Consider the following 11,983-nt stretch of genomic DNA (forward strand, 5'->3'; position numbering starts at 1 on the left):
CTAGTCCTTCAGCTTGAACTGGAGGTCGGTGACCCAGTCGTTCATGTCGGGGACCTCGCGCGGGTCGGAACGGTAGACCTCGAGGCGGGCGGTCCAGTGGTCGCCGCTGGCGTCCCATTCGACGCCTTGCTCCTCGCCCCAGGCCAGCAGGTCCCGGGTCGCCCCGATCAGGCCGTCAGGGTGGCCGTGGTGGGTGGCGGTCGCGTACCGGCCGGCCGGCAGTACGCCGGTCACGATCTCGCCCTCACCGGAGTGCAGGTCGTCGACCGGGAACCCGATCTCGAGCGTCAGCCCCGCGTCCATGTCGACCACGTCGTACTTGAAGAACGGCGCGTCGTTCGGCGCGATCTCCTTGGCCGCGAGCCAGTCGATCACCTCCCGCAACCGGTCCGCGAACGCAGCGATCCCGTCCAGCGCCACTGTGCCCCGCAGCGCGACGTACGGGCGCTCCCCCAACTCCACGATCTCCGGCATGACGATCCTCCGAAACTCGATGTTGTCCACAACCTACCGGAGCAGCCGGGACGCGCGGTGTACTGAGTGCAGGGGGTCACCATGTTCAAGGTTCTCGCCGCGGTTCTCGCACTCTCATTGATCGGCCTGCCGGCATCCGCCGAGCCGACGACGCCGATCACCTACAACGCCGGCACGACAGCGACGCGGTACACCGGGCTGGCCTTCGACACCTGTACGGCGCCGACGCTGGCCCAGATGACCGCGTGGAAGGCCTCGCCGTACAAGGCGATCGGGATCTACTTCGGTGGCGTCAACCGCACCTGTGCGCAACCACAGCTGACGCCTGCGTGGGTCACGTCGGTCACCGCGATGGGCTGGCGGCTGGTTCCCATCTATCTGGGTCTGCAAGCGCCCTGCGGCACCCGCAAGTACAAGATGTCCACGGCCTCCTCCAACCGCGACGCGGTCCGGGACGCCGACGACGCGGTCGCGAAGGCCAAGGCACTGGGGCTCCTGCCTGGCAGTGCGCTCTACAACGACATGGAGAACTACGACCGTACGAACACCGTCTGCCGTTCCGCGGTACTCCACTACTTGTCCGCGTGGACGAAGGAGCTACACCTGCAGCGCTACGTCTCCGGTGTGTACGCCAACCAGGGCTCGGGCGCTCCCGACCTCGCAGCGGCCTACAACTCGAGCTCGTACGCCCGCCCGGACGCTCTGTGGATCGCCCGCTGGGACGGCAACAGCTCTCTCACCGGTTGGCCGCCGGTGCCGGACACCTTCTGGGCCGTCGGGCAGCGCGGCAAGCAGTACGTCGGTGATCACACCGAGACGTACGGCGGGGTCACGCTCAACATCGACAACGACCGCTTCGACGCGCCCGTCGCGAGCGTTGCTTACCGGTACACGGTCCGTACGACGATCCACTCGTACAGCGGGCCGTCCACGGCGTACCCGGTCCGCTCCACGATCAGTGCGGGTGCAGCGATCCGCCTGGTGTGCCAGACGTTCGGGCCGAAGATCGGTACGACGACGGTGTGGGACAAGCTGATCGACGGTACGTACGTCACCGACTACTATGTCCGTACGCCGAACAAGCCCGGCTACAGCCCACCGCTGCCCGGCTGCAGCTTCCCGTTCCAGACCACGATCAACGGGCTCACCCGGCGGCACGGCCCGGGTACGGCGTACGCGACGTACCCGAGCACACTGCCGATCGGTTCACTGGCATGGGTGACCTGCCAGTCTCCCGGCTCCAAGGTAGGTACTACTGCGGTCTGGGACCGGCTGAGTGACGGGAGCTGGGTTACTGACTACTACGTCGCCACAGCGAGTAACACGACGTACACGGCACCTATCAGACGCTGCTAGCTCGCCCACGGCGGCTGGACCGCCGTACCGTCGGCCATGTAGCCGGTGAAGCCCGCGGTGATCGCCACGATCAGCTCTGCCTTCTCCTCACCCAGGTTGGTCAATGAGATGGGCTCACCGGCCGGTACGACGACTGCGTCGCCCGGGCTGAGCTTCTCCTCGCCGAGCTGCACGCTGCCGCTGAGCATCATGAACACCTCGTCGCGGTCCAGCGTGTGCGGGGCGTCGCCGCCGTGGCCGACGTCGACGGTCAGGCGCCACGTGCACAACCCGGCCGACCCGCGGGCCGGTGCGGCGTACCCGGTGAACTCGACCCCCGGAAGCTGGAACCGCGGTGCCTCGTCCGCTCTGATGACCTGCATCGTTCCCCCAATCAGTTAGACAAGCTGACTTGACCAAGTCAGCTTGACTATCATGACCGGTATGACGCTCTCGGGCAAGACCGATATCGGCATCCTCCTGGTCCTCGCGGACCAGGAGTTCGTCCGCGAACTCCGCGAGTACGTGACCGGCCAGGGCTTCGACGACCAGGGCCGGTCGGACGGCTTCGTCCTCCGTACGCTGCACGACGGCCCGACCACGATCACCCGCCTCGCCGAGCGGCTCGAGATCACCAAACAGGGCGCCGGCCAGATCGCCGACGACATGGAACGGCGCGGGTACGTCGAACGGCTCCCCGACCCGTCCGACGCCCGCGCACGCCTCCTGCACCTGACCGATCGCGGCCGCGCCGCGCTCTCGGCGGCGCGCCGCTTCCACCACAGCTACGAACGCCGCCTCCGCAAGCGTCTGGGCGACGATGCGGTCGACGCCCTCCGCAACGTACTGACCGAAATGGCCGGCGAGGCCCAGGTCAGTACGCCACACTTCCGGGCGCTGATGTTCTGAGGCCCGCAACCAAAATCGAGATGCCGCGGCCACGCGATCGCTCCGGCAGCGCCTGCTCCATCACCAGGACGCCGGACACGATCGCGTGCAACTCGTCGGCGTCGACATCGGAACGCACCTCTCCGGCCTCCTGAGCCCGGCTCAGCAAGGCCGCAAACGCCGCGTACACCCGCTCAGCCGGCTCCTCGACCGCCGCAGTGAGAGCACCACGTGCTCGCCCAGGATCAGCCTGCTCCCCATCACCGAGCGCAGCCGCCAGCGCGAGATTCCCGGCAGAGTCCTCGACCACCCGTTCCAGGAACCCGAAGAACGCCTCCGCGGGATCGGCCGCGGTGGCCGAATCCTCCGCGAGCTCGGCGAGCCCGGTCAGCCGATCGCCGATGACCGCCGCGATCAGTGCGGCCTTGGTCGGGAAGTGGCGGTGCAGCGTGCCCGGACCGACGCCCGCACGTCGAGCCAGGTCGTCGAGACTCACCCCCGGACCGTCGGCAGCGAAGACCTCCCGCGCCACCTCGAGGATCCGGTCCCGGTTGCGCCGCGCATCCGCCCGCAGCGGCCGATCTGCCACTGAACACCCACCTCCCTTGAAAAACGGGGCGCCCGCCCCGTATATTCACAAACCGGGGCGTGCGCCCCACTTTAACCGATGGGAGCACCATGATCCTGATCACCGGGGCGAACGGCGCCTTCGGCCGCCGCGTCGTCGAGTACCTGTTGGACCGGCCCGCGAAGCTGGCTGTGAGCGTTCGCGAGCCGGCCCGAGCGGCGGAGTTGGCCGCCAAAGGCGTCGACGTGCGGCACGGCGACTTCGACGCCCCCGAGACGCTGGCCAAGGCGTACGAAGGCGCCGAAACCATCCTGATCAACGCGACGAACTACGGGTCGGCCGTCAGCGGCCGGATCGTGGACCAGCTGAAGCCCGCCGTCCAGGCAGCCAGAGCGGCAGGTGCCGAACGGCTCGTCATCACAACCTGGCAGGACCTCGACAACTGCCCATTGCCGTATGCCCAGGACTTCCGCACCGTTGAGGAATTGGCCCGCCACGCCTTCCCCACTGCGACCGTGCTGCGAATGACGTACGGCGTGGCGGCCTCGGTCGCTCGCGACGTCCAGTGGGCCGAAGCCACCGGACTGCTGTCCGCTCCGGCCGGCACCGCGCGCGTTGCACCAGCCGCGACAGACGACCTCGCGGCAGCCGCTGCGAATGCCGTACTCACGACAGAGATCGCGGCACGGACGTACGAACTGACCGGCCCCGACGCGATCGACTGGAACGACCTGGCCGGGCTGGCCGGCGTCGAGTACAGGGCGATCGACGACGACCAGTTCCGCGCCCAGGCCGAGGCGGCCGGCTTCCCACCGGAGGCGGTCGGAATGCTGCTCGACTACTACGCGGCATTCCGCTCCGGCTCGGCCGGCACACCGACCACCGACCTGGCCGACCTTCTCGGCCGGCCACCGGTCTCGTCGCTGGAGGCTGTCCGACGAGCCACTAACTGAAGTACTGCGGGAACAGGTCGTGGGTCGGCCAGGTCTTCACGCCGTTCGCCGCGGTCCACAGGGCGGCGTCGATGTCGCCGTACGACTTGCCGCTGGCGTCGTCGCGCCGGTTGAACAAGGCGGCCCAGCTCATGCCGTTGTACGTACGGACCATCAGCGTGTAGGTACCGGGCATGCTGCCGGTGTGCCACGTGTTGCGGCCGGTGCCGCCGGTGACCGGGCGGATCTGCCAGCCGAGGCCGTAGTACCAGCCGTCGGAGTTCACGCCGATCGACGGCTTGGCCCAGACGCGGCTCAGCGACGTACTGTTCAGCACGCTCGACGGCGCGTCGAACATCTTCGCCCAGCGGACCAGGTCCGGAGCGCTGGCGATCCAGCCGCCGTTCGCGTCCTGGATCCGCATGCTGAACGTGCCGTACGGCGCCGGCACCGTCTTCCCGCTCATGTCGAGGACGGTCGGACCGGAGTACTGCGACTCGTACGACGTCTCGCCGGTGTGCTTCGCGATCGAGTACCCGAGCGCCATCCGCTTGATCTTCAACGGCGCAAGCAGCTTCTGCTGCACGTAGTTCTCGTAGCTGAGCCCGCTGACCTTCTCGATCACCCGGCCGGCCAGCGTGTACCCGAAGTTCGAGTACGCGTACTTCGTGCCCGGGTCGAAGTCGAGCTTCTGCCCGGCGACGTACTTGATCACGTCCGACGTGCGCAGCTCCATCGGCACGCCGAGCGTCCGGGAGATCGTGGCGTCCTTCCACTCCGGGTCGCCCGACATGTCCCGGTCCCAGCCGCCGAGGTGCTGCAGCACCTTCCACAGCGTGATCTTCGACCAGCGCGCGTCCCGGGTCAGCCCGGTCGCCGGCAAGATGTCGATGATGTTCGCGATCGGCGTCGACAGGCTCACCTTGCCGTCCTGCACCAGCTTCACGATCGCCGCCGCGGTGATCGACTTCGACAGGCTCGCGATCCGGAACAACGACGTCGGCTGTACGGTCAGCGCGGTCGACGTACTGTAGCCGCGGGCAAGCACCAGCCGCCCCTTGTACGTCACCGCGACCTGCCCGCCGCTGATCCCGCGGGCCTGCATGAACGCCTTCATCTGATTGTCGAACCCGGCCAACGCCGGCACCGCGGTACCGGTCGTCTTCCAGGTAGCGGCAGCATCAGCAGGCCGCCCGATCAGATAACCGGCCCCGGTACCCACCGCGGCGGTGGCTCCAGTGGCAACAGCCAACTTCCCGAGATTCCGGCGCGACAACTCCACGAACGTCTTCTCCTTCACAGCAGGGGGGCACAACGCCGAAAGTCTTTCACCCGAGAGGTCTACTTCTACGGCAGCGGCAAACCAGCGACAGCCTCCGCTGCGCGGAGCGTGTCCCTGCCGAGGGGCTCAAGACCAATCTGCGTGCAGAGCAGACCGGTCGACATCCGCTCGACCACGCCCCACTCCCAGGTAGCCACCGGGTCGAGCCCCGTCCGCGCGGCCAACAGGCGGGCGCGCTCGAGGGGATCGCCGGCGAGCAACTCGACCGGGTCGCCCCGCATGAGCACACCCAGGTCGTACTCCGCCTCCGCAAGCAGCCCGTCCGGATCGACCAGCTTGAAGCTGCCGTCGCTCTCGAGCGCATTCAGTTGGTGTACGTCCCCGTGGACCAGGACGGCCTTCTCGTCGCGGTGCGCCCGCTCCCGGCGCTGCGCCGCGGTCAGGGCGTACTCGACTGCCTCCTCGGAGCAGGGATGATCGAGCTCCTCCCACAACCTGGCAATGAAGTCGGCCAGCCACCGAGCCTTCTCGGCCCCAGTGGGCAAGCCAGAATCCGGCGCCGGCCGCCAGATGCGCGCAGCGGTATCGGTGAGCATCTCAAGACGCCGCGAGACCGGCAGCCCGAGCTCGAACATCGGCCGCCCCAACCGCTCCATCAACAAGGCGCCCCGCTCACCGTCATACCGATAGAGCGCCGGACACCCCTCTCCCCCAACAATCCGCAGCACCGCAGCCTCGTTAGCCGCGGCGTCCCCCATCCCCGGCATCAACACCTTGAGAACCGCCGCCGTCCCGTCCGCCCGCGTCACATCGGCAACAAAGGCCTCCGACCCACCCGCGTACGCACGCCCCACCGTGACCGACCACTCAGCCTCAAGCCCCGCAACAACCGCCGGCAACCGCTCAAGCCAGTCCCCCACACCAGCAGCCCGAGCCTTACTCCGCACAGCCTCCGGCACCTCGATCACCCCCGCAGTCTCACACCAAACCCCAACCCCAGCATGTGATTTAGGTGGCCAACGTCGTCGACGAGACCGCCGAGAACCGGCGACGACGATCCCGCCCGCTGTTCCGTTAGAGAGGCCCGGCAACGCGGAACCCGTATCCCCGACGGATCCACCCGGCGAGTGGCGGTAGCACGCCGCCGGAGGCGGCCGAAAGAACAGCCAGCGCGGAGCGCTGTCCTTTGCTGGGGTTAGTCGACGACGGTGGCGTAGGAGATTACGCCTCGGCGGATTTGGTCTACTACTGAGCGGGCTGTCGCGCGGAGAGGGGTGGGGCCGGCGGCGTCGGCGATCTGTTCGGTGAGGTCGATCAGTTGCTTGACCCAGCGGACGAAGTCGCCCGCAGCCAGGTCGGATTCGTACAGGACCTCGGCCAGCGAAGCACCCGACGCCCAGCGGAACGCCGGCCAGCAGAAGTTCAGGTCCATCGAGCGCAGGAAGTCGACGCGCATGTCGCGTTCGAGGGCGGACAGGTCGCGCCAGATCGACCCCATCCGCTCCAGCGCGACCCGTACGTCGCCTCGCGGCAACCGCGGCGACGTCGGCTCGTCCTTCGACCGCGACTCGTACACCAGCGCCGCCAGACAAGCAGCAAGCTCCGGCACCGTGAGATCGTCGAAAACTCCTTGCCTAAGGCATTCAGCCGCGACGAGGTCGAGTTCGGTGTAGATCCGCGCGAGCCGATCCCCCGCCTCGGTCGTCTTGTCACCGTCCAGGTAGTGCAACGCGTCGAGCACCTGACACACCCGGTCGAACTGCCGCGCGATCGTGTTGGTCCGCTGCTCGATCTTGCGCTGCACGTCGCGGTTCTCGCGGTCGAGCCGGAAGTACCGTTCCGCCCAGCGGGCGTGGTCCTCGCGGTCTGAGCAGCCGTGGCACGGGTGGGCGCGCAGGGCAGCGCGCATCTCCTGCAGCTCCGGGTCGTCGGCGTGCGCGATCACGTCACGGTGCCGTGACGGCGGGCCGTCCTCGCCGAGCAGGTCGGTGCGGGTCCGCAGTACCTGCGCGAGTTCGCGGCGCTGCTGCGGGTTGCGCGGGTTGAACTTGCGCGGGATCCGCAGGACGCCGATCGCTTCGACCGGCGACGGGAAGTCGACCATCGACAGCTTCCGCACCTGCCGGTCCAGGGTCAGTACGGTCGGCCGCGGCCCTTCGCGTTCGGACCGCATGCCCGGGTCGAGGACCAGCGCCCAGCCCGCGCTCCGCCCGGCCGGGATCCGGATGATGTCGCCGGTCTTCAGCTTCTCGATCGACTCCTGCGCCTCGACCCGCCGGTCGAGCTTGCGCCGCTTCGACCCGGACGCCTCGCGGTCCCCGATCCGCCGGCGCAGGGCGGCGTACTCGAGGAAGTCGCCGAGGTGGCACTCGATCGACTCCTTGTACCCCTCGAGCGCCTCGGTGTTGCGCTGCACCTGCCGCGCCAGCCCGACCACGGCCTGGTCGGACTGGAACTGCGCGAACGACAGCTCGAGCATGTCCCGCGCCCGCGTCCGCCCGACCTGGCGGACCAGGTTGACGGCCATGTTGTACGACGGGGAGAACGACGACCGCAGCGGATACGTACGCGTCGACGCGAGGCCGGCCACCGCCCGCGGGTCGAACCCGGGCTGCCAGAGCACGACCGCGTGCCCCTCGACGTCGATGCCGCGCCGCCCGGCCCGCCCGGTGAGCTGCGTGTACTCGCCCGGCGTGATGTCGACGTGCGCCTCGCCGTTCCACTTCGACAGCTTCTCGAGTACGACGGTACGCGCCGGCATGTTGATGCCCAGGGCAAGCGTCTCGGTGGCGAACACGACCTTGATCAGCCCGCGCGCGAACAGCTCCTCGACGACCTCCTTGAACGCGGCGAGCATGCCCGCGTGGTGCGCCGCGATCCCGCGGGACAGCGCCTCGGCGAAGTCGTGGTACCCGAGCACGCCGAGGTCCTCGTCCGGGAGGTCCGCCGTCCGCTCGGCGACGACACGCTTGATCTCGTCGCGCTCGGACGGCTTGGTCAGCCGCAGCCCGGACCGCAGGCACTGCACGACCGCGTCCTCGCAGCCCTTGCGGGAGAAGATGAAGAAGATCGCCGGCAGCAACGCCCCGGCGTCCAGCTCCTCCACCACGTCCGAGCGGTACGGCGTGAAATGCGTCCTGGTCGGCCGGCCCTTCGGCAGGTCCCGCCGGCGCCGGGGCTTCCTCGAGTCGTCCCGGAAGATCCGGTTGTCGTCGCGCGCGATCCGGACGAGCTGGGGGTTGACCAGATCGCGGACGTCGGCCTTCGCCGCGGCGGCCTTCGCGGGATTGCCCGACTTCGCGGGAGCGCCGACCCGAGCGGTGGGCGCCTCACCCGCGAACAGGTCGTGCAGCCGCTTCCCGACCATCACGTGCTGGAACAGCGGCACCGGCCGCTTCTCCTCCAGAACGACGACCGTGTTGCCGCGGACGGTCTCCAGCCAGTCGCCGAACTCCTCCGCGTTGCTGACGGTCGCCGACAGCGAAACCACCGACACCGAGTCCGGCAGGTGGATCAGCACCTCTTCCCAGACCGCGCCACGGGACCGGTCGGCCAGGTAGTGCACCTCGTCCATCACCACGTACGACAGGCCGAGCAGGGTGTTCGAACCGGCGTACAGCATGTTCCGCAGCACCTCGGTGGTCATCACCACGATCGGGGCCTCGGAGTTGATCGAGTTGTCGCCGGTGAGCAGTCCGACCTTGTCGGCGCCGTACCGGCTGACGAGGTCGCCGTACTTCTGGTTGCTCAGCGCCTTGATCGGCGTCGTGTAGAAGCACTTCTGCCCGCGCTCCAGCGCGAGGTGGACGGCGAACTCGCCGACCAGCGTCTTGCCCGAGCCGGTGGGCGCCGCGACCAGCACCTGGTGCCCGTCCTCGAGCGCGGCACAGGCTCGCAACTGGAACTCGTCCAGCTCGAAGTCGTAGAGCGCCCGGAACTCCTTCACGGCGGGATGCTCCTGGTCCGAGCGGAACACGGCGTATTTCTCGGACGGGGTGCTCATGGACACCAATCTATGCGACACGTCCGACAAACCCACCTCCAACCAGCAGATGGTGACGTGCTGGACGAACTTCGCCCGCTGCCGAGCGACCTCAGTTCGCGGCACCACCGCCGATTCTGGTCGCGATGAACGTTGCCGCGTGGTCGAGCGCTTCGTCGGCCTCGGGCAGGAGGCCGGCGAAGTACTGGAACACGTGCGGCGCACCGGCGACCACGTCGAGGCTGACGTCGACCTCCTGCTCGGCGGCCCGCGCGACCAGGCGGAGCGAGTCGTCGAGCAGTACCTCGGCCGAACCGACCTGGACGAGCAGCGGCGGCAGGCCCTTCAGATCCGCGAGGACCGGGCTCGCCAGCTCGTTCCGCGGGTCGGCGCCGCCGAGGTAGAGCGCAGCTGTCTCCTCCATGTTGGGGCGGCTGAACAGCGGGTCGTAGTCGCCGCGCGCGTCGATGCTCGGCCCGGTCAGAGCGACGTCCGTCCACGGCGAGAACAGCACCGCGCCCGCCGGCTGGGGCAAACCTTCCGCACGTGCCGCGAGCAGCATCCCCAGCGCCAGACCGCCACCGGCCGAATCCCCGGCGACGACGACCGCCTGCCCGTCCTCGACCAGTTCGCGGTACGCGGCCAGCGCGTCGTGGATCCCGGCCGGGAACGGGTGCTCCGGCGCCAGGCGGTACTCGAGCGACACCGCCGGGACCCCGCTGCGGCGCGAGAGCGGCGCGGCCAGGTTCGCCCCCGTGCGCGCGGAGCCGATCACATACCCACCGCCGTGCAGGTAGAGGATCACGCCGGCCCGGTCCGCACCGTCGACGCGGACGTCCAGGGCCGGTACGCCGCCCAGCGTCCGCTCGGTCAGCGTCACGTCGTCGCCCAGCGGGAGGCTCGCGAACAGCTCGTCGAAGTCGGCCCGTTGCTGCTCCGGCGACCGCCCGACCACACCCTTCTGCATCATCCCGCGTGCTGCTTCACGTTCTTCGACACTCATCGTCCGTCTCCCAGTGATAGATTCCGAGGAATATAGTTCTCTCCAACTACATTCCGAGGAATCTAATTCCGTGACTGATCTCACAGCATTGTTCACGGACCTGGTCCGGCTGGAAACTCGTTTGTACAACGCCCTCGACAGCCGCCTGAAGGCCGAGCACGACCTGCCGCTCGGCCAGTTCGAGTTCCTCCGCTTCGTCGACGCACACGGGACGGCGCGGGTCTTCGACCTGGCCCGCGAGATGGCGATCACCGTCGGCGCGACCAGCAAGGCCGTCGACCGCCTCGAGGCGGCCGGGCGCATCCGGCGGACGGCGAACCCCTCCGACCGCCGCTCCTCCCTCGTCGAACTCACCCAAGCCGGCACCGAGATCCTGCACGCCGCGACTCCGACGGTGCAGGCGGAGCTGCAGGTGTGGATCGGCTCGGTGCTCCGGCCCGCCGACGTCGACCAGTTGGCCATCAGCCTGTCGATGCTCCGGCAGCGCGCCGAGCTCGATCCGCGCACGGACCGCCACCACTCATCAACCGCAGACCGCTGACCGGATCCACGCTCAGCCACGGCCGCCGGACCGCCCGTGGCGCGGTTTGGTGAGTGGCCCAGGTCCGCCCCCGGACATGACGCAGCCGGGCCCTCTTCCCTGGTGGTCCGATGAGAGCCCGGCTGCGGTCCTGGGTGCGGACTAGTCGATGTGGTACGGGTCGCCGTACACCTTCCAGTCCAGCGGGGTGTTCAGGTCGAGGTTGCCCTTCTTCAGCCAGACCCGCTGCGCGGTGTCGACCCGGCTGGTGTCGCTGTGCGCCTCCTCCTGCTTCATCGCCCAGACGCGGGCGTCCAGGAACGCGTTCAGGTACGTCGTCTCGTTGCCGCCCTGCGACGGCGGCTTCGCGTGACTGAGCGCACGCTTGCGGATCCCGCCGAAGCTGGTCGAGTCGGTACCGGGTCCGTGCATGACGATCGCGTCGTAGTAGCAGAACTGCCCGAGGGTACGGATCCCGTCGGCCTTGCCCTGCTTGACGGCCGGGTTGAAGTACACCCGGTCGCGCTCGTCGTTCTGGCACTGCTGGAACACCGAGTCCTTCGCCGCGGTCCGCCAGTCCTTGGTGAAGTTCGGGTCGAGACCCTGGTGCGAGTCGCTGCCGTTCACCTTGCGCAGCGCCGGCAGGTACTTCGCCAGGACGTTGCCGGACTTGCGGTCGGTGTACAGCTCGACCAGGTCGAGCATGTCGCCGGTACCGGAGCAGAACCCGATGATGCCCGCGGTGTACCCGCGGCCGTCGTCGATGTCCTCGATGTACTTGTACTGCGCCTTCCAGTCCAGCGACGAGTTCTCGGCGCTGCAGACGATCTCCATCGCGATCTCCTTCTTCGCGGGATCGTCCAGGCCGGTCGCCTTGACCTGCACCGCTGCGTCGGCGTGCGGCGCATAGCGGGAGGCGGCGAGCCCGGCGGCCGGGACTGCTGCGAGGGACAGGCCGAGCAGCAGCGTGGTCCGGCGGGTGGGGCGGTTCTCCATGGG

Annotated in this window: 12 protein-coding genes; 4 read left to right on the forward strand and 8 right to left on the reverse strand. The window is 68.6% G+C overall.

Translation table 11 applies throughout. The annotated features are described in order from the left end of the window. Nucleotides 1-474, reverse strand: coding sequence for a GyrI-like domain-containing protein (locus tag ACFYRU_RS35640; protein ID WP_387667292.1), 474 nt, complete (start codon nt 472-474; stop codon nt 1-3). An 81-nt stretch (nt 475-555) separates the two neighbouring features. Here ACFYRU_RS35640 and ACFYRU_RS35645 point away from each other — a divergent pair, with 81 nt between their 5' ends. Then, nucleotides 556-1,830 carry a glycoside hydrolase domain-containing protein gene (locus ACFYRU_RS35645; RefSeq protein WP_387667295.1) on the forward strand — a complete coding sequence of 425 codons (1,275 nt, stop codon included), beginning with the start codon at nt 556-558 and terminating at the stop codon, nt 1,828-1,830. Here the strand turns inward: ACFYRU_RS35645 and ACFYRU_RS35650 are convergent. Next, nucleotides 1,827-2,192, reverse strand: a complete 366-nt coding sequence (locus ACFYRU_RS35650) for a cupin domain-containing protein (protein WP_387667298.1) — start codon at nt 2,190-2,192, stop codon at nt 1,827-1,829. The two genes, ACFYRU_RS35645 and ACFYRU_RS35650, sit on opposite strands and share 4 nt — an antisense overlap. 61 nt (nt 2,193-2,253) lie before the next feature. Here ACFYRU_RS35650 and ACFYRU_RS35655 point away from each other — a divergent pair, with 61 nt between their 5' ends. Beyond that, nucleotides 2,254-2,718: a MarR family winged helix-turn-helix transcriptional regulator gene (locus ACFYRU_RS35655; protein ID WP_387667301.1), complete on the forward strand. Its 465-nt coding sequence runs from the start codon at nt 2,254-2,256 to the stop codon at nt 2,716-2,718. Here the strand turns inward: ACFYRU_RS35655 and ACFYRU_RS35660 are convergent. After that, complete coding sequence (locus ACFYRU_RS35660) at nt 2,684-3,286, reverse strand: TetR/AcrR family transcriptional regulator (protein WP_387667304.1); 603 nt, start codon at nt 3,284-3,286, stop codon at nt 2,684-2,686. The genes ACFYRU_RS35655 and ACFYRU_RS35660 overlap by 35 nt on opposite strands. Nucleotides 3,287-3,375: 89 nt before the next feature. Here ACFYRU_RS35660 and ACFYRU_RS35665 point away from each other — a divergent pair, with 89 nt between their 5' ends. After that, complete coding sequence (locus ACFYRU_RS35665; RefSeq protein WP_387667307.1) at nt 3,376-4,218, forward strand: NAD(P)H-binding protein; 843 nt, start codon at nt 3,376-3,378, stop codon at nt 4,216-4,218. Here ACFYRU_RS35665 and ACFYRU_RS35670 read toward each other — a convergent pair. The 4 genes from ACFYRU_RS35670 to ACFYRU_RS35685 form a co-directional block, all read right to left on the reverse strand. Next, entirely contained in the window at nt 4,211-5,497 is a 1,287-nt protein-coding gene (locus tag ACFYRU_RS35670; RefSeq protein WP_387667310.1) for a serine hydrolase domain-containing protein, read from the reverse strand. The two genes, ACFYRU_RS35665 and ACFYRU_RS35670, sit on opposite strands and share 8 nt — an antisense overlap. Nucleotides 5,498-5,544: 47 nt before the next feature. Further along, nucleotides 5,545-6,447 carry an aminoglycoside phosphotransferase family protein gene (locus tag ACFYRU_RS35675; RefSeq protein ID WP_387667313.1) on the reverse strand — a complete coding sequence of 301 codons (903 nt, stop codon included), beginning with the start codon at nt 6,445-6,447 and terminating at the stop codon, nt 5,545-5,547. Between the two features lie 227 nt (nt 6,448-6,674). After that, nucleotides 6,675-9,482 (reverse strand): DEAD/DEAH box helicase, encoded by a 2,808-nt coding sequence (locus tag ACFYRU_RS35680; protein WP_387667315.1) that lies wholly within the window; start codon nt 9,480-9,482, stop codon nt 6,675-6,677. Nucleotides 9,483-9,573: 91 nt separating this feature from the next. Continuing rightward, nucleotides 9,574-10,464, reverse strand: a complete 891-nt coding sequence (locus ACFYRU_RS35685; protein WP_387667318.1) for an alpha/beta hydrolase — start codon at nt 10,462-10,464, stop codon at nt 9,574-9,576. A 70-nt stretch (nt 10,465-10,534) separates the two neighbouring features. Here ACFYRU_RS35685 and ACFYRU_RS35690 point away from each other — a divergent pair, with 70 nt between their 5' ends. Next, a complete protein-coding gene (locus ACFYRU_RS35690) occupies nt 10,535-11,005 on the forward strand; it encodes a MarR family winged helix-turn-helix transcriptional regulator (RefSeq protein ID WP_387667320.1) in 471 nt (156 codons plus the stop codon). Nucleotides 11,006-11,146: 141 nt separating this feature from the next. Here ACFYRU_RS35690 and ACFYRU_RS35695 read toward each other — a convergent pair whose 3' ends face one another. Further along, on the reverse strand, nt 11,147-11,980 hold the full coding sequence (locus tag ACFYRU_RS35695; RefSeq protein ID WP_387667323.1) for a chitosanase: 834 nt from the start codon (nt 11,978-11,980) through the stop codon (nt 11,147-11,149). Between the last annotated feature and the right edge of the window lie 3 nt (nt 11,981-11,983).

This window comes from Kribbella sp. NPDC004536 (assembly GCF_042873835.1).
Classification (GTDB): domain Bacteria; phylum Actinomycetota; class Actinomycetes; order Propionibacteriales; family Kribbellaceae; genus Kribbella.

Bases quoted from the DNA above. Each gene is read 5' to 3' on its own strand.
- ACFYRU_RS35655 (WP_387667301.1), top strand. From the start codon at position 2,254: ATGACGCTCTCGGGCAAGACCGATATCGGCATCCTCCTGGTCCTCGCG.
- ACFYRU_RS35645 (WP_387667295.1), top strand. From the start codon at position 556: ATGTTCAAGGTTCTCGCCGCGGTTCTCGCACTCTCATTGATCGGCCTG.
- ACFYRU_RS35665 (WP_387667307.1), top strand. From the start codon at position 3,376: ATGATCCTGATCACCGGGGCGAACGGCGCCTTCGGCCGCCGCGTCGTC.
- ACFYRU_RS35685 (WP_387667318.1), bottom strand. From the start codon at position 10,464: ATGAGTGTCGAAGAACGTGAAGCAGCACGCGGGATGATGCAGAAGGGT.
- ACFYRU_RS35680 (WP_387667315.1), bottom strand. From the start codon at position 9,482: ATGAGCACCCCGTCCGAGAAATACGCCGTGTTCCGCTCGGACCAGGAG.
- ACFYRU_RS35640 (WP_387667292.1), bottom strand. From the start codon at position 474: ATGCCGGAGATCGTGGAGTTGGGGGAGCGCCCGTACGTCGCGCTGCGG.
- ACFYRU_RS35650 (WP_387667298.1), bottom strand. From the start codon at position 2,192: ATGCAGGTCATCAGAGCGGACGAGGCACCGCGGTTCCAGCTTCCGGGG.
- ACFYRU_RS35695 (WP_387667323.1), bottom strand. From the start codon at position 11,980: ATGGAGAACCGCCCCACCCGCCGGACCACGCTGCTGCTCGGCCTGTCC.